We start from the raw sequence: 26,395 nt of genomic DNA, 5'->3' as shown, positions 1-26,395 counted from the left end.
GACAATGGAGCGACCCGCTCACGGGCCTCCGGGATGTCCCTGGGCGAGCCATCGCGGTGAGTCCGTCCAGCGCCTACCCCGGAGACGCCCCAGCCCGGTCGGCGGAGCCCTGGCCGGCGGAGCCCTGGCCGGCGGAGCCTCGGTTGGCGGAGCCTCGGCCCCGAGGCCAGATGACCAGTGCCGCTCGTCGGTACCAGCGGTCCAGGGTGTTGCCGTAGTTGCCCATGTAGCCCTCGTACTCGGAGGAGTAGGGCGTCATGTCAGCCGTCGGGGTGGTCGAGGCCACCTCGGCGTCGCTGAGGTCCAGCGAGATGTCCTCGAGCCGCCCTGTTTCCGGGCCGATCCAGTGGGCGAGCGTGGTGGAGGTTTCGATCAGATCCTGAAGGACGTACCGCCTGTCATCCGCGCTGGGCGAGTCCTCGTGGTCGTCGGGGTCCTCGTCCTCATGGTCGCCGTACCACGCATCCTCGTCCTCGTCGGGATCGTAGGCGTCCCAGGTCTCCTGGATCTCCGCGAGGGCCAGCGTGATCTCGCAACCCGCCCGCTCCGCCGCAGCCCGCAGCAGGGCGCCCCGCCCGGCGTCGGAGCCCTTCAACCGGGACCAGCTCAGCCCGCGGGCGGTGTACTCATGGTCGAGGAGGTACGCCAGCCGCACCGGCGGATCGCCCCCGCGCCGGCTGTACGGGACGACGACCGGGGTGCTGAAGTGCGTGTGAAGGCAGGCCGCGAGGTCACTGACCAGCGGATGCTCGGCCACCGCGTCCTGACTGTCGCCCGACAGGAGCAGGTTGTAGGTGAGGGTGACGCGATTGCCCGTCTTCACAGGAAGAACCTGGTGCCGGCAGTCGGCGTAGAAGGCCACCAGTGAGACCGTGGTCTTCAGCCCTCGGTATTTCGTGGTCTTGCCCTGGTGCTCGATGACGAGTTCGCCGCCGGTGTGCGCGGACGGCAGCGTCACCACCAGGGTCGCGACCATGGCGTCGTCCTTCTCGGAGTCCTGGTGCGCGACGAAGAACTGCCCGGTCTCGTACAGGAGCATCGAGTGCAGGTCAGGTGTGAGCTCGCAGTGTGGCGGCAACCCCAACTCCTGGCGCATTCCATCGAGGACGGCCGCGAACGCCTCCGTCCACTCGACGCGCACCAACTCCTTGGGAATCTCCCAGGTGTCGCGTACTTCCGGGTCGGTCAGGGTCTGCTCGCCGCGCCCGAACCGCGCACGGCGCCCGAGCCCGCGCAGTTGGACGGCCTGCTCATCGGAGACGGGAAACCGCAGCGGGCCGACCCCATCGACCACCACCGACAGGTCGGTCTTGGGAAGCTTCCGACCGACGCTGGACGCGGCCGGCTCCGCCGACGCGTCAAGCAACTCGGCCAGTCGTTCACGGGCCATGCCAGGCACGGAGTCCCCCTTGTTGGTCGCGAGACCAACAAAGCTACTGCGTGGGGCGAGCGCTCCGGCGGGCCATTCAGGAACGCCGTCCGCGGATGCCGAAGACCACGACCGGGAACTCTTGCGCGGTACTCACCTCGGTCGGCGGTGACCTCACGCTCTCGACGTTGCGCGGCACCTCCAACTGTTCACGGGAGCAGGAGGCGGGCGAGTTGTTCGGCGCTGAGCGCGCGGATGCCGTGGTTGACGGCTTGCCGGTCGGCGAAGTCGATGCCGCGGTCGGTGAGGGCGGCGGCGACGTTCGGCTTCGGTAGCTGTTCTCGTTCGGGCCAGGCGGGCAGCGGGTCCAGGCCAGCGCCCGGTTGTCGATGAAGCCCGCTCTACACAGCGGCGAAACACCCCCGCGTGCGCGGGGCCGACACACCGTCCGTGCAGGCCGAGGTCAGTGCCCGGGGAACACCCCCGCGTGCGCGGGGCCGACGCTCAAGCTCTGGCGTTGGCGGCGCGTACGATCCATCCGGTCGGTCGGCGGATCTCTTCGCCGCGGCCGCTCACTCGGCGCCGTCGATGGACTGTCCGCCGCTACCGTCGAACGGATTGGCCAGGTCACGGGCGATCTCGGGATCGCTCCAGGCCAGAGCGGTGGAGGTCCACGATCGGCGGGCTCGGGCGTAGGGCAGCAGTTCGCCGGTGTCGGCTCCGGCCAGCAGGTGAGCGAGGAGTTCGCGGACACACTGCGGCCGCTCGTGCTCCGGGAGCCAGGTCAGCCAGGGGAGGTCCTCGGCCAGGGCTTCTTCCGCCAGGACCCGATTGGAGCGAGCCACGATGGTCATGGATCGGGCCAGCGTGAGGAGAGCGGCACGGGCCGCCTGGTAACGCTCGTCGCGTACCAGCCAGACGTTTTCGGCGTCTCGCCGCTCCAGGAGCACATCGGCAACGTCGAGTTCAGGGAAGACCTCGTTGCGGTCACGGGCCAGCGCGCTGAAAGGGAACGTCTTCATGAATCCAAACTACCCATCGAGTGCATCACTAGTGCAACACTAATGGTGAAGAGCGTGGGATAGGCGTTGAGATCCGCGTTCGCAGGTTGGGTGTTGACTCAAGGATCTGCAGGATTCCACCACGTCCAGGCTGGAAGCGGTCCCGGGCTGAGCAAGCCCGGCGACCAAGGTCATCCGGCTCGCCGGGAGGGATCTTGCAGCTACAGCCGCTCCCGGTGCCGTATTGCGTGAGTCTGATGGTGTTCGTAGGGTTTATGATCCATTTTGGAGGTGTCCAGGAGTCTGGTGGCCCGCCTGGTCTTCAAAACCAGTGGCACCGAGTGGCTCGGTGCGGCGGGTCCGAGTCCCGTCCGCCTCCGCTGATCAGCGCGTTCGGGATGGTCGTGAGTGGATCGACGCAGGTCTGTGCCGCGGACGGATGTCATGCTGGCCGACCCTCGGCTGGTCGCCGCGCGGGAGGTACTCGGCCGTAGCCTCGTCAAGGCCGCGGTGACGGATGCCCAGCAGCGGGTCCGCGAGGGCGTCACCGACCCCGGCGACGCGGTGGAGGCCGCGCTCGCCTTCCTTCCCACGTCCGCGGGCGGGCTCAGGAGTGTGGTCAACGCCACCGGTGTGCTCGTGCACACCAATCTGGGCCGGGCCCCGCTCTCACCTGCCGCCGTCGCGGCGGTCACCGCGGCCGCGGGCTACACCGACGTCGAGTTCGACCTGGCAGACGGGCGACGCGCCCGCCGTGGGCGTACGGCTCTCGCCGCGCTGGCGCAGGCGGTGCCCGAGGCGGGGGCCGTGCACGTGGTCAACAACAACGCGGCCGCGCTCGTGCTCGCCGTCGCGGTGCTCGCGCCGGGCAAGGAGGTCCTCGTCAGCCGGGGCGAGCTGGTGGAGATCGGCGACGGGTTCCGCCTGCCCGAGCTGCTGGAGTCCGCCGGTTGCCGGCTCCGCGAGGTCGGCACCACGAACCGTACCGCCCTGCGCGACTACCGGCACGCCTGCGGCCTGGACACGGGCTTCATCCTCAAGGTCCATCCGTCCAACTACCGGATCGAGGGGTTCACCTCCGAGGTCTCCATCCAGGAACTGGCCACGATCGGGCCGCCCGTGGTGGTCGACATCGGCTCGGGGCTGCTGCGTCCGGAACCCCTGCTGCCCGGCGAACCCGACGCGGCCGGCGCACTGCTCCAGGGCGCGGCACTGGTCACCGCGAGCGGCGACAAGCTGCTCGGCGGCCCCCAAGCTGGTCTCCTGCTCGGCGACGAGGATCTCGTGGAACGGCTGCGCCGCCATCCCCTCGCCCGCGCGCTGCGGGTGGACAAGCTCACTCTGGCCGCGCTCGAAGCGACCCTGCGCGGTCCGCTGCCGCCGGTGCACCGCTCGCTCCACGCGGACGTCGCCGAGCTGAGGGAGCGTGCGGAACGACTCGCGCGACGCCTCGGCGGCCACGCTGAGGCGGTGGCGACCGTGGCCAGGGTCGGCGGCGGGGGAGCGCCGGGAGTGGAGCTGCCCAGCGCGGGGATCGCCGTGGACGAGGACCTGGCCGCACGGCTGCGCTCCTGCGATCCTCCCGTGATCGGCCGGGTCACGGGAGGGCGGCTGGTGCTCGACCTGCGCGCGGTCGAACCCGGTCAGGACGAGGTCATCGCCGCCGCGCTGGAACGCGTGTGCAGGTGATCGCGACGGCCGTGCCCGGCGGGGATCGAGAGCGTCGCCGTCAGCGGGCGGACCGGGCAAGGGGCTTCCCGAGGTGGCGGCCGCCTTGGCCCGGCCGCCCCCAGGGCCGGTAGCGCCCCAGATCAGCTACCCGGCATCGTCGGCAGCTAGGAAGGGACGGCGTCCAGTTGGGTGCGCGAGGTCTCCGCGAACATCTGGAGGTCCGTCTCGGATCCGGTGCCGGCGAGCACGATGAACCTGTCCTTCGACATCGCCGCCACCTCCACCTCGCCGTCGTGGCGCGCGACGTTCTTGGGCCCGCCCACCGAGGTGACGGTGCCGACCGCTCCGCACTCCGCGTGGAAGAACTTGAACGCGTCCATGGCGTCCACCCCGCTCGCCACGACCTGCGTCATCGTGGTCCCGTCCGCCGCCGTGAAGGAACGCCACCAGGTCGCGGCCTCCATCGGCGCGATGGCCCGATTCCCGCAGGGCACCAGGCTCGCGTCCAGATCACGCCAGCTTCCCTGTGAGGTGCCCGTGACCGTCCACGTCCGGCCGTCCTGCAGTTGGCCCGGTTCCAGGAGGAGCGAGGGCGGGTCGGCCTGCACCGGCGTCGTGCCGCAGGCGGCGCAGAGCAGTGCGATGAGTGTCACGAACATACGGTTCAACGGCTGAATCCTCTCTCCGGCCTTCTTCACCTGATCTACTGCCCGTGAGCCGTGGAGGTTCCGAGAAGATCGGTCATCTTGTCGGCGACGATCAGGAAGCCCGCCACAAAGGCGGCGAGCCCGCAGGCGAGCAGCCGGGCGCCCGCCTCAGCCGGTACGGGCGGCCAGCCTGCGACGAGCGGTGCCGTGGCCAGTGCCAGCACCACGGCACGGCCGACCTTCATGGCCGAGACCGGGCTGGTCTCGTCGAGGCATCCGCACGGCACCCTGCCCCTGCGTCGCAGCAACACGGCCAGATAGGCGGCCAGTGCCAGGTACCAGAGCGCCACGGCCGCGGCGGCGAACCGCAACAGCCGCGCTTCCCCGGCCAGCCAGCCCGCCAGTACGGCGGCGCCGGCCAGGCCCTCGGCGGGGCCTGCCAGCGGCGCGAGCCGTACCAGGAAGGCAGGGAGCAGGTCGTGTGATTTGATCACCGCTGTCAGGCTGCCGCGGCGCACCGCGGCAACCACGAGCAGCACGGCGCCCGCCAGGGCGAAGCAGGCAGGCAGGACGTCAAATATGGTCATCTATGTCCATACGAGGGCGAGCGCGAGCATCAGCAGGAACCCGGCGGCGCACAGGCGTCCCACCCAGGCCGTCGAGGCCAGCAGCTTCGTGTCCCACTTGCGCGGGTCGCCGCTGAGCGCGCGGGCGAGTGGCATGAGCGTCCTGCCCACGCCGAAGCCCAGCCCGGCCAGCAAGCCCGGTCCGAGCCCTCCGGCCAGTACGACCACCAGGACGAGCAACTGAGGCAGCGCGGTCGGGGTGAAGGTGCGCACTCCCGTGCCCATCTCGAAGCCGAACTGCAGCGGCCCGGAGAAGTCGGCGCGAGGGATGACGTCCTGCGGCACGAGCCGACGGTTCTGCGGCAGCGACAGCGGCCGCCCGGCCAACTCGAAGAACATGATGACGGCGACGACCGGCGCCAGCGCCCACAGCCGCACCGCTTCCGGGATGATCGAGGCCAGCCCGCCGAGCGCCCCTGTGACGAGGCCGGCCAGCAGCGCGCCGATCATGAGCCCGGTGCTGAAAACCGGTAACTTGCCTCGCCAGACCGACGAGGTCAGCAGGTCCGCTGAGTTGAGGCTTCAAACGGAGCCGGACAGCGAGAACCCGGCCGTCACCCCCATCAGCGTCCAGGCGAGCAGGGCGAACGACGGGGTCCAGAACTGGTGGGCGGCCAACACCAGGGCCGTGCTCAGCGCGATGCCGAGCGCGACCCTGGTGGCGGCGAAACTGTTGCTCATCCGGTGCTCAGGGGTTGGACCAGGAGCAGATGTAGAAGTACGTGGAGCCGCAGGTGGCGACGTTTCCGTCAGCGCAGCGGTAACGGGTGCCGCTGTGCGTCCAACGCCAGGCGTTCCGGTCGGCCAGGCCGCCCGCTCCGCACGCCTTGATGGCGTAGCTGTTGTAGCAGGTGCCGGAGGAGCGCAGGAACCAGCCGTCCGAGCCGCAGTAGCTCCTGGAGTAGGTGCCGCCCACGCAGACCTTGGTGTTGTTGTTGTACCCAGAGGTGCTGTCGTAATTGGCGCAGTTGGTGTACTCGTTCCCCACGGCCGCCTGGGCGCTGTTGTTCCTGCCCGGCAGGGCGGACAGCACGTTCAGGGCCAGGGCGCCGCCCAGCGCGCCGGCGGTCTTGAAGATGGTTCTGCGGGAGGGCGCCGACCACGTCAGGCGGGGGCGCCTGCCGCTGTCCGGCTCGTCTTCCACGGAGGGCACCTCGGCCCAGTAGCGGTCGACATCGACTGTCATGCGTTCAACCTCTCTGAGGGGCTGACGGTGAGAAAGGCGTCGAGGTCGTCGTCGGAGCCGACGACCCTGCGCCATTCCTCCGTCCCGTCGGCGGAGTACTTGACCAGTGTCGGGGTCGCGCCGACGGCGACCGTGCCGAGCAGGGCGGCGTCGATGACGGGCAGGACCTGGCTGTCCGCCACCCACTCGGCGCAACGGTCGGCGGAGGCCAGCAGTACGGCGTGCGCGGACAGGTCCGGCCCTGCCACGGCGGCGAGGTGGCGGGCACGGTCCCGGCAGTTGGGGCAGAGTTCCGACACGACCAGGACGAAGGTCGGCAGCTCATCGTCGGAGCCGAACCTGGCCACCGACCTGACGGCCGGCGCCGCGGGCGCGGCCGCCTGCGCGCGCAGCAGCTTGCCCTGCAGTTCGCGGACCATGTTTAGCAGCGCGGCGAAGGCGAAGAGCAGCAGCACCGTCCCCAGGAAGGACAGGACCGCCAGCGAGTCCAGGAACGCCCTCATCGGCCTAGCTCAGCCTGCACGAGATGGACTCCACGACCTTGACGAAGCGCGCGTCGTTCGGGTCGGCGGCGACCACGGTCGTCGCGGTGGAGTCGTTGACCATGAAGGCGGAGCGGGTCTGCACGGTGCCGTTCGCGTCGCGCTCGTCGACGCGCCACATCGAGCCGCCACGCACCCGCTTGCCCGCGGCGAGCGGGATCGCCTCCGAGGCTTCCGCGACCGGCTTGACCTGGACGTTGCAGACCTGGTCGATGGTGTTGACCGCCAGCAGGTTGCCGAGCGTCTGGCCCGATCCCGCCCGGGGCAGCATGGTCAGCCCTTCCGGCGTGTCTTGGACATCGAACTTGGCCAGGATGTCCATGAAGATCTCGAACGGGACGCCCGTGCCGGGGATGAAGGTGGAAACCTCGTTGTGCGGTCCCACCCACACCATGGTGGTTCCGCCGTTCTCCGGGTCCTCGAGCGACATGATCCGGCCGCCGTTCCACTGGGCTTCACGCACGGTGTAGCGGGGCCAGTCGCCCATCTGCTTGGAGACGAGTTCGGCGGATCCTGCCGGTGTGATCTGGAACCGCATGCCGCCGGCGGGGCCGTGTGCCCAGATGAGATAGGCCCAGCCGCTGATGAAGGGCTCGGGTGCTCCGTCGACCGTGAGACTCTGTCCGTTGGGTGCACGTAATTGCAAGGGGGTGCCTTCCAGGAGGGTGGAGGAGGGTACGCCGAGTCGGTCCGCCTGGGCTTCGTGCCGGGGGGATGGTGTACGTGGGCCGGCGCTTTCGCCGGGCTCGATCAAGATCGAGGGGAATATCTCACGCGATCTTCAAGAGCGTCAAGATCTTGTCGAGCCCACGGATCGGGCTGCATACTCGCAGCAGCGAGACGCCGGTCGTAGGCGAATTCCTGGGCGGCGTCCCCGTCGGGCAGGCCCGCATGGCGTCCATCGGGAACACCCCCGACGCGGCGCTTCCATCCGCGCGGGCCGTCACCGCGGAACGGGCGCGCCGACACGAACCACCTGGGTGCCCGTATTCTTGACGTCGCGACTGGCGTAGCCGGATGTGACCGGCGTGGAGCGGGTGAGCGACATCGACCGCCTGGGTGTCCCTCGGTCATCAAACCGGAGGGACATCATGCACTTACGGGAAGAATCCACATCAAGCGGCGCGGGTGGCCGGAGGCGAGCCGCCGTGCGGGGTCGTCGCGTTACGGCGGCGTCGGCGCCGAAGGGTGTGTTCCCGCCGATCTCCGCTGGTGTGGTTTCGGCACTGGTCGGGTTCACCAGCGCCTTCGTGGTCGTCCTGGCCGGCCTCGCAGCCGTGGGCGCGGATCCGGACCAGGCATCGAGCGGGTTGCTCGCGGTGAGCGTCACCATGGGACTGTCCAGCGTCCTGCTCGCATGGTGGACCCGGATGCCGATCACCGTTGCCTGGTCGACGCCTGGTGCGGCACTGCTCGCCACGACCGGGGCAGTGGAAGGAGGGTGGCCCGTCGCGGTCGGCGCGTTCCTCGTCACCGGCGCGCTGATCGTGCTCACCGGGCTCGTGCCGCAACTCGGCGCGCTCATCGCCCGCATCCCCGCTTCGGTGGCCCAGGCGATGCTCGCCGGCGTGCTGCTCCAACTCTGCCTCGGACCGATCACCGGGCTGGCGACGAACCCCCTCCAGGTCGCGCCGGTCGTGGCCGTCTGGCTCCTCGCCGCGCGGTTCCTGCCCCGCTGGGCGGCCCCCTTGGCGTTCCTGACCGCCGCGATCGTCATCGGCGTCCACGTCGGGACCTCGGGGACCGCGATCGACCTCGCGACGCTCACGCCGCGGGTGGAGATCACGACGCCCATCTTCACGCTCGCCGGAGTGATCGGCATCGCTCTGCCGCTCTATCTCGTGACGATGGCCTCGCAGAACGTCCCCGGGGTCGCCGTCATGAAGGGTCTCGGTTACGAGGTGCCATGGCGGAGATCGATGCTCGTGACCGGCGTCGGCACCGTCCTCGGCGCGCCGGCCGGCGGGCACGCGATCAACCTGGCCGCCATCAGCGCGGCCCTCGCGGCCGGACCGGAGGCGGGCGAAGACCGCTCACGGCGTTGGATCGCGAGCGTGAGCGCGGGCATCGTCCTCGTCGGGCTCGGCATCGCCTCTGCGGCGTTCGGCGCCCTCGTCTCCCTGGCTCCGGCCGGGGTCATCGCCGCCGTGGCGGGACTCGCCCTGCTCGCCACGTTCACCGCCGCGCTGAGGGCGGCGATCTCGGAGCCGGACGAGCAGATACCCGCCGTCGTCACCTTCGTGACCGCCGCGTCCGGCATCGCGATCGCCGGGGTGAGCGCCGCCTTCTGGGCACTCGTCGCCGGGCTGGTCGTCCGCTCCGTCCTCCGACTCGGAAGACGGCCGACCTGACGATCCGGGCGTCGGTGCCGCGCCGGGTGGCCGCCCGCTCCGACGTTTCCACAAATTTGGGCAAGTCCGGCTGAATGCCCCAATATGGGCCAATCTGGTGAAGGATGGATCATCGTGTTGTCCGCCGCACCACGGCGGAACTCGCTACTCCGGAAGGAAACCGATGCGCGTCCTCACCCTCCTGGCTGTGGGCACCTCTCTCCTCTTCGCGGTCCCGTCGACCGCGCAGGCCGCCACCGGCTCGTCCGCCGCCTGGCCCTCCTGTGTGAAAGCCAGCCGTACCAAGCTGAACAACAGCGGATGGTCTGACCCCAAGTGGCAGGTCTCGGTCTCCAACAGGTGTGCCAGCGGAATCAAGTACGCGATCGTACGCGACCGGCAGTCCGACTTCGGTTACGTGGCGGTCGCCTCCGGCAAGAGCCACAGCCGCAACATCGGCAAGTACTCCTTCGGGCACGGGGCCTCCGAGCCCGACGGCGTGAAGATCTATTACCGGGGCACCCGCTACACGAAGCGTTTCTGACGCCGGATGACGCGATCAATGACCGCGAGTCTGGACATTCGGCAGATCCGCCCGGAGACGCACAGGTAGGCTGCCACAACTTGGCTGCAGACGAGGGAGCATGGTGGCCGCGGAGACACAACCGGGACGTCTGATCAGCGGGCGGTACCTGCTGAAGTCCATTCTGGGAGGCGGGGGCTTCGGACGGGTCTGGAAGGCCCACGACGAATCTCTCGACGTGGATGTGGCGGTGAAGGAAGTCTGGCTGCCGTCGGCCACCTCTGACGAAGAGCATACGCAGCGGCTGCGCCGCGCCGAGCGCGAGGCGCGCAACGCTGCCCGGCTGCGGTCGCATCCGCACATCGTCACCGTCCACGACGTGGTGGTCGAGGATCAGGCGCCGTGGATCGTCATGGAACTCGTCGACGGCGGTACCCTCGCCGAGCAGATCCTCCATGGCCCCATGGCGACCGGCGCCGTCGCACTGGCCGCCAGAGGGCTGCTGGACGCCCTCAACACGGCACACGCGTCCGGCATCGTGCACCGGGACGTGAAGCCGGCGAACGTGATGATCGCCCGGGGCGGCCGCGTGCTCCTCACCGACTTCGGGATCGCCGTGCAACAGGGCGACACCGCCCTCACGGTGAGTGGTGGGTTGATGGGCTCGCTGGAGTACATCGCGCCGGAACGGTTCAACGGCGTGGACAGCGGCGGTGCGGGCGATCTGTACTCGCTCGGAGTGACGCTGTACCAAGCGTTGGAGGGGGTGTCCCCGTTCCGCCGGGACACCCCGACGGAGACGCTCACCGCTGTGCTGCTGGGGGAAGCGCCCGTTCCCCGCGACGCCGGCGGGCTCGGGACGCTGATCACCCGGCTGCTGGACAAGAACCCGGCCAACCGCCCCACCGCAGCCGAGGCCCTGGCCATGATCGATGCCCTTGAGCTGCCCCGGGCGCCGAACAGCCCTGTGGCGTCGGCCGGTTCGGCGGCCCGCACCGAGAACGTCCCTCCTCCACCGCCGCCCACGTTGCGGGAGCAGGTGCCCGCCTTCGGTGACCGGTCACGGTCCGGTTCTGGCGTGCCGCGCAATCGTAAGATGCTCATCGCAGGTGGCGCGGTGCTCGCTGTGGCGGTTGCCACGGTCGCCATCGTCGTGGCCACCTCGGGAGACGGAACTCAGGCCCCGCAGGCCGGTTCGTCCGACACGGCCGCGGACCGCACGGCACCCGCTGCGGAGCAGTCCGGCGCGAAAGGGCAGGGCATGCCGCCGGGGTGCGAGAACCAGTCCGACGTCATGGCCAAGTGGACCCAGGTCCCGGTCAGCGGAACGGTGCCGCTTCCGCCGACCGAGAACGTTCTGACCGAGATCGTGGACCTTCAGACGGCCAATCTGGCCAAGGCGGTTCGCCCGGCGCTCAAGACCGCGCTCCAGAACGACATCGACACTGCCGAGAAGGCACTCAAGGCGCTTCGTGCCGATGACTCCGAGACGTATCGGCAGGCCGTGACGAAGGACAAGCTTCAGCACCTGACCGAGATCTCCGACGCCTGCTTCTTCAACGATCTCGGTCCGTCGCAGTCGCCGGGTTGACCGCGAGTTCGGGTCATCAGCACACGGGCAGCGCGTGATCGTCGCGGGACCTCGTAGCCCATCAGGTGGCTGAGGGCCGCAGGCCGAGCCACTGCTCGGCGTCCCAGGCATGGAACCGCTCGACCTCGGCGAACCCCAGCTTCGCCGCGAGGCGCATCGAGCCGACGTTGGCGCTCTGGGTGGTGAGCACCACCGGCTCGCCGGGAAGGACGCCGTCGAACCAGTCGAGTGCCGCCGCGCACGCCTCGGCGGCGTACCCCTGCCCCCAGGCCCTCGGCAGGAACAGGTAACCGAGATCGGCCTTCCCCGCAGCAGCCGGGCGACGGTGCCCATCTGCTCTCCTGAGCAGTATCTGGCCGATCATCGCCCCGTCGAGCTCGACGACGAAGCTCCCGGGCCACCGCTCGGGCACCTCGGGCATCTCACGCTCAAGCTCGTCACGCGGGCGGGGACCGCCGAGGTAGGTGTGCACCTCTGGCGAGGCGAGCAGCTCGATGAACGTCGTACGGTCCCGCGCCTCGGGCTCACGAAGCACGAGCCGCTCGGTCCGGATCAGCTCAGGTGGCCAAGCCACATGTCCCAGATCTGACATGCGCGCAGGCTAACAACTCATCAGGGCGACGTTCACCTTGGGCATGAACGCGTGGCTCACCGGCCTGAATCGATCCTCGCAGGCAGCCGGCTCGACAGCACCACTTGTAACTCCGAATCGGTGGGCTTTGGCGGATCTGCCGGACGTTGTCGGTCTCCGTGCCTAACATGTGCGCGGGGATGGTGAGGCGATGGAGTTCGAGGACATCAGTGCGCTGCGACGGCGGAGTGTCGCGTGGCGGTTGCTGCGTGCTGATCACGCGGCCCTGGTGTTGAGCTTCCTCGGGCGGGTGTTCGTTGATGAGAACGCGCGGTCGGTCTCGGCAGCGGATTTGGCGGGCCGGCTGGACGATGAGCTGTACGCGCTGAACGAGCGACTGGGGGAGGGAACCTTCCCGAAGACGGCCAAGGCGTACCTCGATGACTGGGCCGATCCCCGGGCCGGATATCTGCGCAAGTACTACCCGGAAGGCTCGGATGAGCCGTACTACGACGCGACACCGGCGGTGGAGAAGGCGCTGGCGTGGCTGCGGTCGCTGACGGACCGGTCGTTCGTCGGCACCGAGTCGCGGTTGAACACGATCTTCGACCTGCTGCGGCAGATGGTGTTCGGGGCCGAGGCTGATCCGGAGGCCCGTCTGGAGGAGCTGAGGCGGCGGCGTCGGCAGATCGACGAGGAGATGGCGCGGGTGGCAGCCGGCGACTTCGAGCCACTGGGGCCCACCGCGCAGCGTGAGCGCTACCAGCAGTTCACGAGTACGGCGCGGGAACTGCTGGCTGATTTCCGGGAGGTGGAGGCGAACTTCCGGGCGCTCGACCGGCGCCTACGGGAGAAGATCTCCGCCTGGGACGGCTCCAAGGGCGCGCTGCTGGACGACATTCTCGGGAGCCGGGAGAGCATCGCCGACACCGACCAGGGCAGGAGCTTCCAGGCGTTCTATGACTTCCTGCTGTCGAGTACCCGCCAGGAAGAGCTGGCCGGGCTGCTGGAGCAGGTACAGGTGCTGGAAGAGATCACCGAGCCGGATCCGCGGATGCGGTACGTGCACCATGACTGGCTGGACGCCGGTGAACGTACTCAGACGACCGTGCGACAACTGTCGGAGCAACTGCGGCGCTTCCTGGACGACCAGGTGTGGGCGGAGAACAGGCGGGTGGTGGAGATCGTTCGGAGCATCGAGAAGCACGCGCTGACCGTGCGGGCGTCCGGGGACCTGCCGGTGACCATGGAGCTGGAGGGGACCGCTCCGGAGCTCGGGTTGCCGATGGAGCGGCCTTTGTACGCGCCGCGGGTGCGGCGACCGATCAACAGCGCGTCGATCGAGGCGGGCGGGCAGGAGTTCGAGGCCGATGCGCTGTTCGAGCAGTTCTACATCGACCGGGCGGAACTGGCGGCCGGGGTACGGCGGGCACTGCAGGGCCGGGCGCAGATAGCGCTGGCCGACCTGGTACGTGAGCGACCGTTGACGCACGGACTGGCCGAGTTGGTGAGTTACCTGGCGCTCAGCGACGACACGTTCTGTCTGGTGTTCGATGAGGCGCGCGTCGACGAAGTGGACTGGATCGATGAGGAGGGAACCGAGCGGCGGGCGAGGCTGCCGCGGGTCACCTTCGCCCGTACGGAGGTGAGCCGGTGAGCGCGGAGTTGTCGCTGGCGGTGACCCAGGTGATGAAGGGCGTGGTGTACCGCGACACCCATGAGAAGGCGTGGCGGCATCTGCTCGATCTGCAGGCTCAGGTCCGTGACCACGTGGCGGTGCTCGGGATGTTGCTGGTGATCGACGAGGCCGAAGGATACGCGTTCCTGCGCTCGCGGCCCGAGCAGGAGGGAGAGGAAGGGCCGCCTCGGTTGATTCCACGCCGGTCGTTGTCGTTCCACGTCAGTCTTCTCCTGGCGCTGCTGCGTAAACGGCTGGCCGAGTTCGACGCGCGCGGCGGCGATACCCGGCTCATGCTGACCAGGGATCAGATCGTGGAGATGCTGGCGATCTTCCTCCCGGCGGGAAGTAACGAGGCGCGGCTGGTCAATCAGGTCGACGCGCACATCAACAAGGTGATCGAGTTGGGCTTTCTGCGGCGGGTCACCGGTCAGGACAACCTGTTCGAGGTACGGCGGATCCTCAAGGCGTTCGTGGACGGTCAGTGGCTGGCCGGGTTCGAGCAGGGCCTGGCCACGTACGCGGTTCAACTGTCGGGGACAGAGGAGACGCCGTGACGGAGGCACTGTTCAGCTCGGTCGAGCTGAGCGGCGACGAGGGGAAGAGCCTGGCGGGCTACCGGCTGAGCCGGCTGGAGCTCTACAACTGGGGCACCTTCCATGACAAGGTGTGGACCTTCCGTATCGACGGGCGTAATGGTCTGCTCACCGGCGACATTGGCTCGGGCAAGTCGACGATCGTGGACGCGGTGACCACGCTGCTGCTGCCGGCACAGCGCATCGCCTACAACAAGGCCGCTGGAGCGGAGACCAGGGAACGCAGCCTGCGTTCGTACGTCCTGGGTTTTCACAAGTCGCAGCGCAACGAAGAGACCGGTACCTCTCAGCCGGTGGCACTGCGCGGTGCGGACTCGTTCTCGGTGATCGTCGGGGCGTTCGTCAACGAGGGGTACGAGGCGACGGTGAGCCTGGCGCAGGTGTTCTGGATGAAGGACGCCAACCAGCCGGAGCGGTTCTACGCGATCGCCGATCGCGACCTTTCTGTGGCCGCCGACTTCGCGGACTTCGGCACCGACATCGCCGCACTGAAGCGTCGGCTGCGCGGAGCCGGAGCCCGTACGTACGACGCCTTTCCCGAATACGGCCGCGACTTCCGACGCCGGTTGGGGATCGAGTCGGAGCAGGCCATGGAGCTGTTCCACCAGACGGTGTCCATGAAGTCGGTCAGTGACTTGAACGAGTTCGTCCGCGACCACATGCTGGAGCCGTTCGACGCCGCCGCCTGGACGGCCAAGCTGATCGCCCACTTCGACGATCTGACCCGTGCGCATGATGCGGTGAAGCGGGCGGAGGAGCAACTGGCGGCACTGACGCCGCTGCTGGCCGAGTGCGAGCGCTATGAGGTGCTGCGGACGGAAGTCCGTGGGATGGAGGGGCAGCGGGAGGCGCTGCGGTACTTCTTCGCCGACCGTAAGGCCCGGCTGCTACGGCAGCGGATCGATCAGCTCGGTGAAAGGCTGAGCGACCGGCAGCGAGAAAGGCAGGAACTCGCTGACCGGATCAGAGTCCTCAAACGGCGGCTGGACAGCCTCGTAGCCGAACGGGACGGCAAGGGCGGGGCGCGGATCGGTGAGCTGGAGAAGCTGATCGACGAGGCCGAGCGGAGCCGGGACGACCGGGCCGGCCGGGCCAGGGTGTTCGCCGACCGGCTGACCCGTGTCGGCCTGGCGCCCGTGGAGACCACGCAGCAGTTCGCCGTACGGCTCCGGGAGATCACCGTCATGGCGGCGGCCACCGAGAAGAAGCGTGCGGAGCTCCAGACCAGCCTGGAAGAGCTGGGGCTGGAACGGCGGCGGCTCGCAGAACGGGCGGAAGAGCTCGGCAAGGAGATCCTCAGCCTGCGTGGTCGCAAGAACAATCTGCCCAGGAAGAGCCTGGAGCTGCGGGCCTGGCTGTGCCGGGAACTCGACGTACGGGAGAGCGACCTGCCGTTCGCCGGGGAGCTGATCCGGGTCCGACCGGAAGAAGACCGGTGGGAAGGCGCCGCCGAACGATTGCTGCGCCCCTTCGCGCTGTCGATGCTGGTCGCCGAAGACCTGTACACCGAGGTGTCGGACTGGATCAACGAGCACCATCTCGGGACCCGGATCGTCTACTACCGGGTCCCGGCCGCTCTACCGTCCTGGAGCCCGGACAGCCGGGAGAACGGTCCGGCGCTGGCGGCCAAACTCGAGATCAAGGACAGTGAGTTCTACCCGTGGCTGGAGCGGGAGCTGGCGGTGCGGGCGGGTCACCTGTGCGCCGAGACGATGACCGATTTCCGCCGCGCCGCATACGCGGTCACCGCTGCCGGTCAGATCAAGGGCGGCCGTGGTCGGCACGAGAAGAACGACACCACACGTATCGACGACCGCAGCCAGTACGTGCTGGGCTGGACGAACGAACAGAAGATAGACGCCCTGCTCCGACAGGCGGCCACCGTCCAGGAGCAGCAGAACACCCTGAGCACCCGGCACGGCCTGCTGAAAGGTGACCACGACACCTGCCTGGACCACATGAAGGTCCTGGCTCAGCTCGCCGGGACCACTGACTTCAGCGAACTGGACTGGCACAGCCAGGTCAACCTGATCGAGGACCTGACCGCAGAACTCGCCACGCTCCGGCGGGCCTCCAGCGAACTCGAACGCCTCACCAGCGAGATCGATGCCGTCAACGGCGACCTGGAACAGGCCCAGCTCGACCAGGAAGCCTGCCTGAAGAACATCGGCGGCCTGGAGAGCCAACTGAAGACAGCCGACGAAGAGGTCGAGAAATCCGCAACGATCCTCGCCGAACCGGCCGCTGCCGGGGCCGTGACACATTACGGTGACCTGGAAAAAGCATTCCCGGGCACCGGCGACCCGGCAGACTGCGACTCGGCCCAGGCCGAGGCAGGCACCGCCCTGAGCGAGAAGATCGACCGGCGGCTCAAGTCGCAGAACAGCCTTGCCGGCAGAATTGCCACCCAGATGGCGTCCTTCCGCGGCAAATACCCGAGCGAGACCACCGATTTCGACGACTCGGTCCACTCGGCGCCTGGTTACCGAGAACTGTATGACCGCCTCGTCGGCGACGATCTGCCCCGGTTCCGCGAACAGTTCAAGATCTATCTCAACACCAACACCATCAACGACATCGCCGGGTTCAGCTCCAAACTCAGCCAGCAGGCCGACCTGATCCGCCAGCGGGTCGGTGTCATCAACGACTCCCTGCTCGCCGTCGAGTACAACCCTGGCCGCTACATCCGCCTGCAGGCCGAGCCGAGCCCCAACACCGACGTACGCGACTTCCAGGCCCAACTGCGTGAATGCACCGCAGGGACGCTGTCGGGCAACGCCTCCGACCAGTACTCGGAAGAGAAGTTCCTCCAGGTCAGCCGGCTCATCGAACGGTTTCGTGGTCGCGACGGCCTGACCAGTGAAGACCGTGCCTGGACCAAACGCGTCACTGACGTCCGCAACTGGTTCGTGTTCTCGGCCTCCGAACGCAACCGCTTCGACGATTCGGAACATGAGACCTACTCCGACAGCAGTGGCAAGTCCGGTGGGCAGAAGGAGAAGCTCGCCTACACCATTCTGGCAGCCTCGCTGGCTTATCAGTTCAAACTCGAATGGGGCGTCACCCGGTCCAAAACCTTCCGGTTCGCGGTGATCGACGAGGCCTTCGGCCGCGGCTCGGACGAGTCGACCAGGTTCGCCCTCAAGCTGTTCCGCAGCCTCGGACTGCAGCTCATGATCGTCACACCGCTGCAGAAGATCCACATCATCGAGCCGTTCGTGTCGGCCGTCGGCTACGTCGACAACGTCAACGGCCAGTACTCCCGGCTGCAGACCCTCACCATCGAGGAGTACAAGGCCCGCCAGATCGCTCACGCAGCGGGCCTGCGCCAATGACCTGGACGACGCCGGACGATGTCCGGGCCTTGCTCACGAAGCGCTGGTCGTCCGGCAGATACCTGACCGGGCTCGCCACAGGAGAACCCTGGCAGCCGATCGACGTGCCGATCCGCGGACCCCGCCCGAGCGAGCTGGCGGCGCGCTTCGAGGAGATCCGCACCTGGGTCGCCCAATGGGAGAAGCAGACCCGGCTGCGCGTGGAGTACAAGCCGATCGGCGGCCGGACCATCGGCGTGAACACCATCCCCGCCCGCGCCTGGATCGACGATCAGGACACCCTCTGGGGCCTGCTCAAGACCACCGGCGACGTCCGCGCCTTCCGTGCCCTCCATGCCGACGCCGCTGGATCACCTCAGATCGCCGCGTGGATGGCCGCCAACCCCATGAAGGTGCTGGCTCTTGCTGACACCTGGCCATCGATCATGGCGACCGTTCACTGGATCGAGCAGCATGCTCGCGCGGGCATGTATCTGCGGCACATCGACGTACCCGGGGTCGACACCAAGTTCATCGAACGCCACAAGGGGGTGTTGACCGCGCTCCTCGACGCTCGACTCGGCCCGGCGCGCGTCCGCGACGATCTGCCGCGTTCGGACTTCGAAGGACGATACGGCTTCCGCAAGAAGCCCCAGCAGGTCCGCTTCCGTCTGCTGGACGGGGCGCATCTGGCTGGTTTCACCGACTTGACCGTACGTACCGAGGAGTTCACCTCTCGACCCCCCTCGGTGACCACCGTGTATGTCGTCGAGAACGAAACCAGCTATCTGGCCTTCCCCGCCGTGCCTGGTGGCATGGCCATCTTCGGCAGTGGCTACTCCGTCGGCGTGCTGGAATCACTTCCGTGGCTGGCCGATACCGAACTGATCTACTGGGGAGACATCGATACCCATGGCTTCGCCATCCTCGACAGGCTCCGCAGCCGGTACCCGCACGTCATCTCGATGCTGATGGACCGGGACACCCTCATGGACCACCAAGCGCACTGGACCGAGGAACCCAGTCAGGTCACCCAGCCGCCCGCCCACCTGACGGCGGCCGAGGCGGGCCTGTGGCACGAACTACGCGCCCACAGCCACGGCCCCTCGATCCGCCTTGAACAGGAACGCATCCGCTTCTCCGCGATCACCGAAGAGATCCAGGCAATGAACACGCAGGCCCGCGTTCCGCTCAGGCACCCACGCGCGACGCGGGCGTCACCGTCTCCGAGCGATGCTCCGGAGCAGGCGCTATCCGTTCCCGATGACCTGCTCGGCCGCGCGTAGTTCGGCGTCGCGGGCCTGACGGAACCTGTCGAAGTCCGCGCGGTGGGTGGCGATGGCGTCGAGCTGGACGCGTGAGTCAGCGGTGGACCAGGCGGCGACCAGGCCGGTCGTCCGCTTGCAACCGACGTCGGCCTTGGCGACGGCGATCTCCAGGGGCGAGGGCTGGGCGGACCTGGCCCAGGCCGGATCGGCGGCGGCGTCGAGGGGCATGCCGTAGGCGAAGCCCTTGGCTTTCATGCACCTGCTCCACGCGCCGAACACCGCGACGACGGCGGGAACCCGCTGGGACGCCTCGAAGGTGTCGCCGATGAAGCCGTTCAGCCGCTGCTGGTCGAGCTTGGGGACGCCCTCGGCCAGCCGCGTGCGCGCGGTGTTCCGGCAGCCGCCCTGCCCGTCGTGCCCGTACGCGGCGCGCCGCTCTGCGGCGGGCAGCGCGTCCCTCCGTCGCCACACCTGCTCGCGCGCCTGCTGGTCAGGGGCCAGGGGCGGCAGGTGGTAGCCGTAGCGCTCGGCCACCTCGGGCTCGATAACGCCGTACCGCCTGCGGTGCAACGGGTCCGTGTCGGTGCGCGCCGGCGGCGGCAACATCTCCCAGTCGAAGCCGGAGCCGCGCATGCATGCGCGCGTGAGCAGGTCTTCCGCGTACTCGATCGTCTGGATGTCGAGGCGGGAAAGGATGAAGTCGTCGAGGGGGACGCTGAGGCCGCGAGCCTCCGCGCTCACCTCGGGGGGCTTATCGGCCAGTGCGATGTCCTCCGGCGTTCGCGCACACCCGGCGAGGACCACCAGGGCGGCGAGGAGAACCAGAGCCGCCCCGTGGGGCGGACAGGTGCCGAGGGCGGGGCGGCGGCGAGCGACGTGGGAGGGATGCGCCGATGGGAAGTGGCCGGTGCGCCGGGGGATCGGCATGGTGTCCCTCCTCGTGTCGTCTCGCGGGATGCCGCCCCGCCGCCTGCCGGATTCTTCGGGACCCTGCTAGATCACGAAGCGGACCGAGCTGGCCACGTTGTCGAAGTTGGAGGGGTTGTTGCTGTTGTGGGTGAGGTCGCTGTCGGAGGAGTGGGCGAGCGCGGAGTAGGCGGCGCCGGTGTAGTTCGCGTTGGCGTACATCACCGCGCGCTGGTCGCCCGAGTTCCTGAACGAGCTGATGTTGTCGCTGATGCTCGCCCCGCTGCCGCCGGACCAGTAGTTGTTGATGAAGTTGGCGTCGTTGCCGCTCAGGTGGGCCGAGCGGCCCTTGTAGTTGTCGTGTTCGTACACACTGAGCGAGCGGGGCGCCTGCGCCTGCGCGCCCGCCGGGGATCCGGCCGCAAGCAGCCCGGAGATCCCCAGCACCGCGGCACCGACAGCCGCACCGAACCTGTGCTTCATACGCACTCCCTGGGTAGGGCGCCTACCAGGCGCCGCAACGGTTGACCCTTCGCGATGGGAAGGGACATGGACGACCCTGCCCACTCCATCGCTCTGAGTATTTTCAACATAACTTAAAGTAGCTGATCGTGTTGGTGACGCGAGTGGGCGATATGCGGCGGCCCACTGGCAGAGACGGGCCGCGGGTTGAGGTAGCTGCTGGTCAGCGGCCTGCGGGCGCGGCGCAAGCGGTGGATCTGCCGACCAAACCGGCTACGCCGTCGACGACCACGGCGAACCCGTGACACTCGGGCTGGTCTACCAGCGGGGCCCCGGTGGCAGGCCACCACGCCCGACGGCCGCCGCGTACTGATCCACCGGGCGCACACCCGCACCCCGCATAACCCTGGCGTAACCAGATGAGGTTACGCCCAGGTGACCGATCGCTCGATCTACTTCTCCACCGAGCCGGAATCGCCCGACCGTCCGGAGACAGGTAGACGGCAGGAGCCAGGACCGTCCGGCCGTCTGGAGAGAGCGATGACACCCCACGACCCGCCTGCCGCACCGGCCGCCGCAGGCGGCCCGGTCACCACGGGCACATGGCCCCGGCTCGCCCCGCCCGTGCCGTACGGCAGACAGCGCGGACCGCTCTCGGGGCACCGGGCGTTCACGGTGGTGCTCGGCCTGGCGGCGGCGTTGCGCGTGCTCACCATGCTGAACTATCGCCCGGCGCAGCTCTTCTGGTACGACTCCTTCACCTACCTCGACACGGCCGTCCACCTGCGTCCCGCCGTCGGCTTCCACCCCGCCGGATATCCGTTCCTGCTCGCGCTGCTGCGCCCCTTCGAGAGCGTCGAGCTGATCGCGGGCGTGCAGCACGCCATGGGCCTCGGGATCGGCATCATGATCTACGCGCTGCTGCGCCGCCGTTCGGTGCCCGTCTGGGCGGCCGTGCTCGCCTGCCTGCCGCCGCTGTTCGACCTCTCCTTCCTGCGGCTGGAGCACTCGGTGTTGTCCGACACCATGCTCATCTTCCTCGTGGTCGCCGCGACCACGGTGTATCTGTGGCGGCCGGTCCCGTCTGCGCGCACCGCCGTCGCCACCGGACTGCTGCTGGCACTCGCCGGTCTCACCCGTACCGCCGCGGTGGCGCTGCTCGGCGTGTTCCTGCTGCACCTGCTGGTACGGCGGGCAGGCTGGCGACCCGTGCTCGCCCTGGGCCTGACGGTCGCCCTTCCGCTGGCCGCCTACGCCGCCTGGTACCACCAGCACCACGGGCGCTTCGCGCTCAGCGGATCCGACGGTGTGGCCCTGTGGGCGCGGACCATGACCTTCGCCGACTGCGACGTGATCAAGCCGCCCGCGGACGAGGCGCGACTGTGCCCCAACGGCACCGTGGTGGACGCGGCCTCCGAGTACGTCTGGGCGCCCGACGCATCGATCAACCAGCTCGGCGGCGACCGTACGGCGTACAACGGCCTGGCCAGGTCGTTCGCGGTGCGGGCCATCCTCGCCCAGCCGCTGGACTACCTGGCCGACGTCGCCCACGACGTCTCGCTGGCCTTCCGCTGGACTCCCGTCCGCCACCCCGACCGCACCCCACCGTGGGTGAGCTTCCCCCGTGGGAACTGGCCACTGCCGGAACAGCACGCGCTGATCGGCAAGGTTCGCAGCGAGTACGATCCCGACCTCCGAGGGCTCAGCTCCACCGAACCGTACGCCACCGTCATGGCCGCCTACCCGTTCTACCTGCGCGGGCCGATCCTGGCAGCGATCCTGCTGGTGGGTGGTCTCGGCGCGCTGCTCCGGCGGCGTACGGCCGTGCTGCCCTGGCTGGCCGCGGTGTTCCTGCTGGTCGCCCCGGTCGCCGTACTGGACTTCGGCCACCGGTACGTCCTGCCCGCCGTCCCGCTGGCCTGCCTCGCCGCGGCCCTGACAGTGCCGAACCTCGCCGCGGCAGCGTCGCGACCGTCCGGAGCCTTTCGGCAGATGGAGAATCAGGTCACTTCCGGTTCCGGTGGACGATCTCCCTGTCGCCCTTGCCGGGATACGCCATGATCAGCAGCCGCTGCCCGCTCTGCACCTCGCCCTTCCAGGGGAACCAGGCGTGGTGCACGCGGATGCGGTAGTGCCCCTTGCGCCCGTTGAGGGCGAGGTTGGGCAGTTCGGTGCCGCTGAGGCTGTCGTAGAGCACGATCTCGCCGCCCGGGCTGTAGTAGCCGACCTCGACCACCTTGTCCCAGCCCTTGGTCTCGACGGGCGGCCGGCGGGTGTAGGTCTCCAGGGTGACGCAGAGGTCGAAGTCGGGGTGGGTCATGACGGCCAGGATGCCGCGCGCGGAGGAGACCAGCCCGTTGCCGGGGTCCATGTCCGGCTCGGTCTCCTCCTCTCCTTCCCCCTCGTACGTCTGCAGCACCCCGTAGTCGGTCCACTGCGGCTCCTTCATCCGGATCGCCCGGGCCGGCTTGGTGCGCGGGCGGTGGCGCGGCGTGGCGTCGCACATGGCTTGGGAGTCGGCCTGCATCGCCGCGATCTCCTGGTCCTGCTTGGCCTTCGCGGCCTGGACGATGGTGGTGGCGCTGGGACAGATGCCGGCCAGAGGATTGGTGAGGGACGCGCGGTCGATCTTCAGCCGGGCCAGCTCCCGTGGGTCGTTACGGGTGTGGACGCCGCACAGGTGGTGCCCGTAGGCGAGCACGACCTGGTCGGGCGTGGTGTCGGGGAACACGTGCAGGTCCTGTGCGCCGTAGTCGTCGCGCAGGGAGCACACGAACTTCTGCTCGGCCGTCAGCTCGCGCGGCTCCGCCTCGCCCATGTCGATCTTCCACTGCTCGGGCCTGTCGCAGTCCGTGACGGGGCCGCGGGCCTTGTCCGCTGCGGGCAGCAGGCACAGGGCCACGGCCGAGGCGAGCCCCGCCAGGAGGACGTGGTGGCGGACGCGGTGGGCGGGCGGGGCGGCGTACAGAAGGAGCAGGATGAGGCCGGAGGCGGTGAGCGCGAGGGCGTACCAGAGCGGGGAGATGCCGGGGGAGAGGAGCTGGGCGCCCTCGTAGGGGACGACGGCGCCCCGCTCGACGTAGAGGCTTTCCGGGTAGAGCCACAGCTCCCCGAAGAAGGTGGAGTGCTCCGAAGTGAACGCGCTCACGGCGCCGGCCCCGCCCAGCAGGAACAGGCTCAGCGTCGTGGCACGCAGTGACGTACGCGTCCGCCGCCGCACGGTGACCAGGATCAGCACCGCCGGCGCGCCGACGCCGACGAGGAGGTCGAGCGCGACCCAGTACGCGGTGGCCTCCGACCCGGTGTACTCGCGTACCGCGTCACCCAGCACGTTCTTCGGTCCGAGCCAGAACGGCACCCCCTGCGCGAGGTTGACGGCCGCGGGGACCAGCGGGAGCACGATCGCCACGGTCGGCAGCGGCCACCACCTGGCGCGCGCCCGCACGGGCTCCGTCCGGGGCGCGGAAGGCTGGAGCGTGCCCAGGTCGTGTGCGGACCGCGCCCACCAGACCAGCGAGAAGACCGAAACCGCGCCCAAGAGCGGGGGCATCAGCAGCTTCCACGGCACCGCGTCCGAGCCGCCGTACGCCACGATCGAGACCGAGCCGGACGAGAGGAGCGAGAAGAGGACCGCGATCACGCCGGCCCGTACCGTCGCGCCGCTCCAGCGCGGATCCCGCGCCTGCGCCACCAGCAGCGACCCCAGCCACACCGACCACAGGACATCCAGCGCCCAGGTCCAGTTCTGCCCGGCGAAGAGGTAGTTGCCCGTCTGGTACGCGATGGTGGTGACGGCGTCGTGCATCACGCTGAGCATGCCGGTCACGAGCATGAGCACCCGTGGCCATCGGCGGGTGCTCCCCCGCAGCACGCGGAAGAACAGCCATATCACCACGAGCTGGATCACATCGGCGACCAGCGACATCCACCACAGGTAGGGGATCGGCAGTTGCCAGGTCAGGGCGTACACGACCATGGCGTAGAGAGCGACCCGCAGCAGTCGCACCTCCCAGCCGTGCCGCGCCGGTTCCCCGCGCAGCCGCCCGCGCAACACCTCCCGGTACGCCCACGCCTGCACCGCCGCGATCGGCACCAGCAGGGCGGGCAGCCACGGCCACGCCCGGATCTCGTCCGCCATGTATCCGTCCGGGTCCGCGACGACTCTCCACAGGGGGACGAGGTCGCCGGTGACCAGTCCGACGACGGCGAGGACGATCACGACGGCCAAGTAGAGGGCCGCGAAGCCGGCGGCGAGCCGGCCGAAACGATGGCGGCGCATGAGGGACTCCGGAATGGGGGTGAGGAGGAAAGCGCCCAACCCTACTGATCCCCGGCCAAGCGGATCAAGCGCCGACTCCCGCAGGTCCTCGGCCGGCCGCTCCGGTACCTCCGGTGCCGGGATGTGACCGACGCGGGCGGCAGCATGGCAGACACCACTGACCACACGAGCCTGCCGCCAGGCCGACCGCTCCACGAACGCCGCGCGAGCGAAGCCGATCGCTTCAGGGCCGTAAGACCGTTCACCAGCAGCGCAGGTCCCAGGTGCCGGAGTAGATCGTGTCGACGGCGACCGACACCTGGCTGGCGGACTCCCGCGAGGCGCTGACGCTCACCTCGGAGAAGTGCGCGTCGGTTCGCAGGAAGGGGGACGCCTCGTAGTACCGCTTGATCTCCTCGGGCGGGCGATCGGTGCGGAGGGTGAAGGCGAAGCCGACCCAGCAGTCACCGGAGTCACCACGTTGGCTCCGCGCCCTGCGACAATCTCGGGAGAAGGCTGCCATGGCCGACTATCGGGCAGTGCCGACCCAGGGCCGCGGGGTCACTTCCCGAGGAGGGGCGAACTGGGGGCATGTCCATCGGCACGCTCCAGGATGATGACGGGGATCTGCCGGCCTGAGGCCGCCTCGAACTCGGCGAACTTCGGGACGAGCGCTATTTCTTTCAGCCAGATGCGCTCGCGTTCGGCTCCCTCCGCGAGCCGAGCTACGGCCGGCACCTTTTCTGTGCCCACATCCGTACCCACCTCGACCGTGACGCGCGGATTCGCGATGAGATTGCGGTACCACGCCGGATGGCGCGGGCTGCCGCCGTGGGTTCCGAAGACGGCCCAACCATCCCCGACCGGCTGGAAGAACAGCGGGTTGATCCGCTCGCGTCCACTCTTGGCCCCGATGTTGTGCACCAGGATGAGCGGCATGCCCCGCTCGGGGAAACCGGGCACCCGAGGCGGGATGGGGCGACCCGCGGCGAACTCCTCCTCGCTACTCCAAGGCGCGTACCCGGCGTTCGCTCGGAACTCGGCAATGATCCGGTCGTTCCAACTGCTGGCGACAGGTGAATCGATCTGGTTTGCGGTTGTTTCCAAGGACTCGTGCACAACATCCCCCTTCGATATCCGGAGCACTTGCTCCTCAAAGGTAACACGGGCGGAGCGTGCGCTCCGGATAGGGCGGTACGCTCGGAGCCATGGCAGTAGGCGAACCGACCGGCGGCAGCCGACGCCGCGCGCCGCGAGCTGACGCGGCCCGCAACCGGGAAGCGATCATCGAAGCCGCGAGCGAAGCGCTGGCCGTTCAGGGCACCGGGGTGGACGTGCGCGAGATCGCCCGCCGCAGTGGCGTGGGGATGGGGACCCTCTACCGGCACTTCCCGACGAAGGAAGACCTGGTCCAGACAGTCCTGCGCCAGGAGTTCTCCAGGTGGGCGGAGTCCGCCCGACAGGACGCGATGAGCGCCGAGGACCCCTGGGCGGCCTTGGTCGGCTTCTACGAACAGGCACTGACCGGCTATGCGCGCCACAGCGCCGTGATGGAGAGCTTCGCGCTGACCTGGTCGACCCCCGACCGTGAAGGCATCGAGCAGCTCCGCCTCGTCATCGAGGAACTTCGTGCCAAAGGCGCGAGCCTGTTGCGCCCCGGCCTCACCACCGACGACCTGCTGCTCCTGCTGGTCTCTTTGGGGCACGCGGTCGCCATCACCGACGCCTGCAGCCCGGAACAGTGGTACCGACTGCTTCACATCTGCCTCGACGGCCTACGCGCCGACCATGGCGAACCACTGCCCACACAGATGCCGCAGGACACCGGCTTCGGCGGGCAGTAGCCCTACGGCCGC

At 68.9% G+C, this 26,395-nt stretch carries 26 protein-coding genes, 1 tRNA gene and 1 riboswitch; of the genes, 12 read left to right on the top strand and 15 right to left on the bottom strand.

Annotated features, from left to right (window positions below):
• Positions 1–73: 73 nt before the first annotated feature.
• Complete coding sequence (locus ACZ6S0_RS26995; RefSeq protein WP_465922104.1) at positions 74–1,390, bottom strand: 2OG-Fe(II) oxygenase; 1,317 nt, start codon at positions 1,388–1,390, stop codon at positions 74–76.
• A 95-nt stretch (positions 1,391–1,485) separates the two neighbouring features.
• Here ACZ6S0_RS26995 and ACZ6S0_RS26990 point away from each other — a divergent pair, with 95 nt between their 5' ends.
• Positions 1,486–1,704 carry a hypothetical protein gene (locus ACZ6S0_RS26990; protein WP_465922103.1) on the top strand — a complete coding sequence of 73 codons (219 nt, stop codon included), beginning with the start codon at positions 1,486–1,488 and terminating at the stop codon, positions 1,702–1,704.
• A 237-nt stretch (positions 1,705–1,941) separates the two neighbouring features.
• Here ACZ6S0_RS26990 and ACZ6S0_RS26985 read toward each other — a convergent pair whose 3' ends face one another.
• A complete protein-coding gene (locus ACZ6S0_RS26985) occupies positions 1,942–2,391 on the bottom strand; it encodes a hypothetical protein (RefSeq protein WP_465922102.1) in 450 nt (149 codons plus the stop codon).
• A gap of 266 nt (positions 2,392–2,657) precedes the next feature.
• On the opposite strand from ACZ6S0_RS26985, the gene ACZ6S0_RS26980 reads away from it, so the two are divergent.
• Positions 2,658–2,751 (top strand) — tRNA-Sec (locus ACZ6S0_RS26980).
• 27 nt (positions 2,752–2,778) lie between these two features.
• Positions 2,779–4,059, top strand: a complete 1,281-nt coding sequence (gene selA / locus ACZ6S0_RS26975; RefSeq protein ID WP_465922101.1) for an L-seryl-tRNA(Sec) selenium transferase — start codon at positions 2,779–2,781, stop codon at positions 4,057–4,059.
• A 146-nt stretch (positions 4,060–4,205) separates the two neighbouring features.
• Here selA and ACZ6S0_RS26970 read toward each other — a convergent pair whose 3' ends face one another.
• The 7 genes from ACZ6S0_RS26970 to ACZ6S0_RS26940 all read right to left on the bottom strand — a co-directional run bounded on the left by ACZ6S0_RS26970 (position 4,206) and on the right by ACZ6S0_RS26940 (position 7,796).
• Positions 4,206–4,694, bottom strand: coding sequence for a hypothetical protein (locus ACZ6S0_RS26970; RefSeq protein ID WP_465922100.1), 489 nt, complete (start codon positions 4,692–4,694; stop codon positions 4,206–4,208).
• A 50-nt stretch (positions 4,695–4,744) separates the two neighbouring features.
• Complete coding sequence (locus ACZ6S0_RS26965) at positions 4,745–5,275, bottom strand: MauE/DoxX family redox-associated membrane protein (protein ID WP_465922099.1); 531 nt, start codon at positions 5,273–5,275, stop codon at positions 4,745–4,747.
• Positions 5,276–5,764: a hypothetical protein gene (locus ACZ6S0_RS26960; RefSeq protein ID WP_465922098.1), complete on the bottom strand. Its 489-nt coding sequence runs from the start codon at positions 5,762–5,764 to the stop codon at positions 5,276–5,278. It abuts the gene before it with no gap.
• Positions 5,765–5,836: 72 nt separating this feature from the next.
• Complete coding sequence (locus ACZ6S0_RS26955; RefSeq protein ID WP_465922097.1) at positions 5,837–5,995, bottom strand: hypothetical protein; 159 nt, start codon at positions 5,993–5,995, stop codon at positions 5,837–5,839.
• 7 nt (positions 5,996–6,002) lie between these two features.
• Positions 6,003–6,500, bottom strand: a complete 498-nt coding sequence (locus tag ACZ6S0_RS26950) for a hypothetical protein (RefSeq protein ID WP_465922096.1) — start codon at positions 6,498–6,500, stop codon at positions 6,003–6,005.
• Positions 6,497–7,003, bottom strand: coding sequence for a hypothetical protein (locus ACZ6S0_RS26945; protein ID WP_465922095.1), 507 nt, complete (start codon positions 7,001–7,003; stop codon positions 6,497–6,499). Before ACZ6S0_RS26945 ends, ACZ6S0_RS26950 begins: the two co-directional genes overlap by 4 nt.
• 4 nt (positions 7,004–7,007) lie before the next feature.
• Complete coding sequence (locus ACZ6S0_RS26940) at positions 7,008–7,796, bottom strand: hypothetical protein (RefSeq protein WP_465922094.1); 789 nt, start codon at positions 7,794–7,796, stop codon at positions 7,008–7,010.
• A 236-nt stretch (positions 7,797–8,032) separates the two neighbouring features.
• Positions 8,033–8,110: riboswitch (ZMP/ZTP riboswitch) on the top strand.
• A gap of 23 nt (positions 8,111–8,133) precedes the next feature.
• Here ACZ6S0_RS26940 and ACZ6S0_RS26935 point away from each other — a divergent pair.
• From ACZ6S0_RS26935 to ACZ6S0_RS26925, 3 genes are all read left to right on the top strand, one after another.
• Complete coding sequence (locus tag ACZ6S0_RS26935; RefSeq protein ID WP_465922093.1) at positions 8,134–9,393, top strand: benzoate/H(+) symporter BenE family transporter; 1,260 nt, start codon at positions 8,134–8,136, stop codon at positions 9,391–9,393.
• A gap of 163 nt (positions 9,394–9,556) precedes the next feature.
• Positions 9,557–9,916, top strand: a complete 360-nt coding sequence (locus tag ACZ6S0_RS26930; RefSeq protein ID WP_465922092.1) for a hypothetical protein — start codon at positions 9,557–9,559, stop codon at positions 9,914–9,916.
• A gap of 100 nt (positions 9,917–10,016) precedes the next feature.
• Positions 10,017–11,486 (top strand): serine/threonine-protein kinase, encoded by a 1,470-nt coding sequence (locus tag ACZ6S0_RS26925; RefSeq protein ID WP_465922091.1) that lies wholly within the window; start codon positions 10,017–10,019, stop codon positions 11,484–11,486.
• A gap of 61 nt (positions 11,487–11,547) precedes the next feature.
• Here ACZ6S0_RS26925 and ACZ6S0_RS26920 read toward each other — a convergent pair whose 3' ends face one another.
• Positions 11,548–12,078, bottom strand: coding sequence for a GNAT family N-acetyltransferase (locus ACZ6S0_RS26920; RefSeq protein ID WP_465922090.1), 531 nt, complete (start codon positions 12,076–12,078; stop codon positions 11,548–11,550).
• A 190-nt stretch (positions 12,079–12,268) separates the two neighbouring features.
• Between ACZ6S0_RS26920 and ACZ6S0_RS26915 the strand changes: the two genes are divergently transcribed.
• From ACZ6S0_RS26915 to ACZ6S0_RS26900, 4 genes are read left to right on the top strand one after another with little or no spacing between them, the layout of a single operon-like run.
• On the top strand, positions 12,269–13,714 hold the full coding sequence (locus ACZ6S0_RS26915; RefSeq protein ID WP_465922089.1) for a DUF3375 domain-containing protein: 1,446 nt from the start codon (positions 12,269–12,271) through the stop codon (positions 13,712–13,714).
• Positions 13,711–14,292 carry a DUF4194 domain-containing protein gene (locus tag ACZ6S0_RS26910; RefSeq protein WP_465922088.1) on the top strand — a complete coding sequence of 194 codons (582 nt, stop codon included), beginning with the start codon at positions 13,711–13,713 and terminating at the stop codon, positions 14,290–14,292. The genes ACZ6S0_RS26915 and ACZ6S0_RS26910 overlap by 4 nt, the downstream gene beginning before the upstream one ends.
• The gene (locus ACZ6S0_RS26905) at positions 14,289–17,666 is read left to right on the top strand and encodes an ATP-binding protein (RefSeq protein WP_465922087.1); all 3,378 of its coding nucleotides are present in this window, start codon (positions 14,289–14,291) and stop codon (positions 17,664–17,666) included. The genes ACZ6S0_RS26910 and ACZ6S0_RS26905 overlap by 4 nt, the downstream gene beginning before the upstream one ends.
• Positions 17,663–18,931 (top strand): Wadjet anti-phage system protein JetD domain-containing protein, encoded by a 1,269-nt coding sequence (locus ACZ6S0_RS26900; protein ID WP_465922086.1) that lies wholly within the window; start codon positions 17,663–17,665, stop codon positions 18,929–18,931. The genes ACZ6S0_RS26905 and ACZ6S0_RS26900 overlap by 4 nt, the downstream gene beginning before the upstream one ends.
• Here the strand turns inward: ACZ6S0_RS26900 and ACZ6S0_RS26895 are convergent.
• Both ACZ6S0_RS26895 and ACZ6S0_RS26890 read right to left on the bottom strand, forming a co-directional pair.
• Positions 18,896–19,840, bottom strand: coding sequence for a hypothetical protein (locus tag ACZ6S0_RS26895; RefSeq protein WP_465922085.1), 945 nt, complete (start codon positions 19,838–19,840; stop codon positions 18,896–18,898). The genes ACZ6S0_RS26900 and ACZ6S0_RS26895 overlap by 36 nt on opposite strands.
• 66 nt (positions 19,841–19,906) lie before the next feature.
• Complete coding sequence (locus ACZ6S0_RS26890) at positions 19,907–20,302, bottom strand: peptidase inhibitor family I36 protein (protein WP_465922084.1); 396 nt, start codon at positions 20,300–20,302, stop codon at positions 19,907–19,909.
• Positions 20,303–20,821: 519 nt separating this feature from the next.
• On the opposite strand from ACZ6S0_RS26890, the gene ACZ6S0_RS26885 reads away from it, so the two are divergent.
• Entirely contained in the window at positions 20,822–22,342 is a 1,521-nt protein-coding gene (locus ACZ6S0_RS26885) for a hypothetical protein (RefSeq protein WP_465922083.1), read from the top strand.
• On the opposite strand, the gene ACZ6S0_RS26880 is transcribed toward ACZ6S0_RS26885, so the two are convergent.
• From ACZ6S0_RS26880 to ACZ6S0_RS26870, 3 genes are all read right to left on the bottom strand, one after another.
• The gene (locus ACZ6S0_RS26880; protein WP_465922082.1) at positions 22,287–24,560 is read right to left on the bottom strand and encodes a hypothetical protein; all 2,274 of its coding nucleotides are present in this window, start codon (positions 24,558–24,560) and stop codon (positions 22,287–22,289) included. The genes ACZ6S0_RS26885 and ACZ6S0_RS26880 overlap by 56 nt on opposite strands.
• Positions 24,561–24,801: 241 nt before the next feature.
• Positions 24,802–25,062, bottom strand: a complete 261-nt coding sequence (locus ACZ6S0_RS26875) for a hypothetical protein (RefSeq protein ID WP_465922081.1) — start codon at positions 25,060–25,062, stop codon at positions 24,802–24,804.
• Between the two features lie 38 nt (positions 25,063–25,100).
• On the bottom strand, positions 25,101–25,658 hold the full coding sequence (locus ACZ6S0_RS26870) for a nitroreductase/quinone reductase family protein (RefSeq protein WP_465922080.1): 558 nt from the start codon (positions 25,656–25,658) through the stop codon (positions 25,101–25,103).
• An 89-nt stretch (positions 25,659–25,747) separates the two neighbouring features.
• Between ACZ6S0_RS26870 and ACZ6S0_RS26865 the strand changes: the two genes are divergently transcribed.
• A complete protein-coding gene (locus ACZ6S0_RS26865) occupies positions 25,748–26,383 on the top strand; it encodes a TetR/AcrR family transcriptional regulator (protein WP_465922079.1) in 636 nt (211 codons plus the stop codon).
• Positions 26,384–26,395 lie beyond the last annotated feature (12 nt).

This window comes from Nonomuraea sp. NPDC051298 (genome assembly GCF_055586305.1).
The sequence above is the reverse complement of the archived record's forward strand: the minus strand, read 5'-3'. Positions and strand labels throughout refer to the sequence as shown.

What these genes read in the sequence shown, in the direction of transcription:
- ACZ6S0_RS26995 (WP_465922104.1), bottom strand. Translation starts at nt 1,390, where the DNA reads ATGGCCCGTGAACGACTGGCCGAGTTGCTTGACGCGTCGGCGGAGCCG.
- ACZ6S0_RS26990 (WP_465922103.1), top strand. Translation starts at nt 1,486, where the DNA reads ATGCCGAAGACCACGACCGGGAACTCTTGCGCGGTACTCACCTCGGTC.
- ACZ6S0_RS26985 (WP_465922102.1), bottom strand. Translation starts at nt 2,391, where the DNA reads ATGAAGACGTTCCCTTTCAGCGCGCTGGCCCGTGACCGCAACGAGGTC.
- ACZ6S0_RS26965 (WP_465922099.1), bottom strand. Translation starts at nt 5,275, where the DNA reads ATGACCATATTTGACGTCCTGCCTGCCTGCTTCGCCCTGGCGGGCGCC.
- ACZ6S0_RS26960 (WP_465922098.1), bottom strand. Translation starts at nt 5,764, where the DNA reads ATGATCGGCGCGCTGCTGGCCGGCCTCGTCACAGGGGCGCTCGGCGGG.
- ACZ6S0_RS26955 (WP_465922097.1), bottom strand. Translation starts at nt 5,995, where the DNA reads ATGAGCAACAGTTTCGCCGCCACCAGGGTCGCGCTCGGCATCGCGCTG.
- ACZ6S0_RS26950 (WP_465922096.1), bottom strand. Translation starts at nt 6,500, where the DNA reads ATGACAGTCGATGTCGACCGCTACTGGGCCGAGGTGCCCTCCGTGGAA.
- ACZ6S0_RS26945 (WP_465922095.1), bottom strand. Translation starts at nt 7,003, where the DNA reads ATGAGGGCGTTCCTGGACTCGCTGGCGGTCCTGTCCTTCCTGGGGACG.
- ACZ6S0_RS26935 (WP_465922093.1), top strand. Translation starts at nt 8,134, where the DNA reads ATGCACTTACGGGAAGAATCCACATCAAGCGGCGCGGGTGGCCGGAGG.
- ACZ6S0_RS26930 (WP_465922092.1), top strand. Translation starts at nt 9,557, where the DNA reads ATGCGCGTCCTCACCCTCCTGGCTGTGGGCACCTCTCTCCTCTTCGCG.
- ACZ6S0_RS26925 (WP_465922091.1), top strand. Translation starts at nt 10,017, where the DNA reads ATGGTGGCCGCGGAGACACAACCGGGACGTCTGATCAGCGGGCGGTAC.
- ACZ6S0_RS26920 (WP_465922090.1), bottom strand. Translation starts at nt 12,078, where the DNA reads ATGTCAGATCTGGGACATGTGGCTTGGCCACCTGAGCTGATCCGGACC.
- ACZ6S0_RS26915 (WP_465922089.1), top strand. Translation starts at nt 12,269, where the DNA reads ATGGAGTTCGAGGACATCAGTGCGCTGCGACGGCGGAGTGTCGCGTGG.
- ACZ6S0_RS26900 (WP_465922086.1), top strand. Translation starts at nt 17,663, where the DNA reads ATGACCTGGACGACGCCGGACGATGTCCGGGCCTTGCTCACGAAGCGC.
- ACZ6S0_RS26895 (WP_465922085.1), bottom strand. Translation starts at nt 19,840, where the DNA reads ATGCCGATCCCCCGGCGCACCGGCCACTTCCCATCGGCGCATCCCTCC.
- ACZ6S0_RS26890 (WP_465922084.1), bottom strand. Translation starts at nt 20,302, where the DNA reads ATGAAGCACAGGTTCGGTGCGGCTGTCGGTGCCGCGGTGCTGGGGATC.
- ACZ6S0_RS26885 (WP_465922083.1), top strand. Translation starts at nt 20,822, where the DNA reads ATGACACCCCACGACCCGCCTGCCGCACCGGCCGCCGCAGGCGGCCCG.
- ACZ6S0_RS26880 (WP_465922082.1), bottom strand. Translation starts at nt 24,560, where the DNA reads ATGCGCCGCCATCGTTTCGGCCGGCTCGCCGCCGGCTTCGCGGCCCTC.
- ACZ6S0_RS26875 (WP_465922081.1), bottom strand. Translation starts at nt 25,062, where the DNA reads ATGGCAGCCTTCTCCCGAGATTGTCGCAGGGCGCGGAGCCAACGTGGT.
- ACZ6S0_RS26865 (WP_465922079.1), top strand. Translation starts at nt 25,748, where the DNA reads ATGGCAGTAGGCGAACCGACCGGCGGCAGCCGACGCCGCGCGCCGCGA.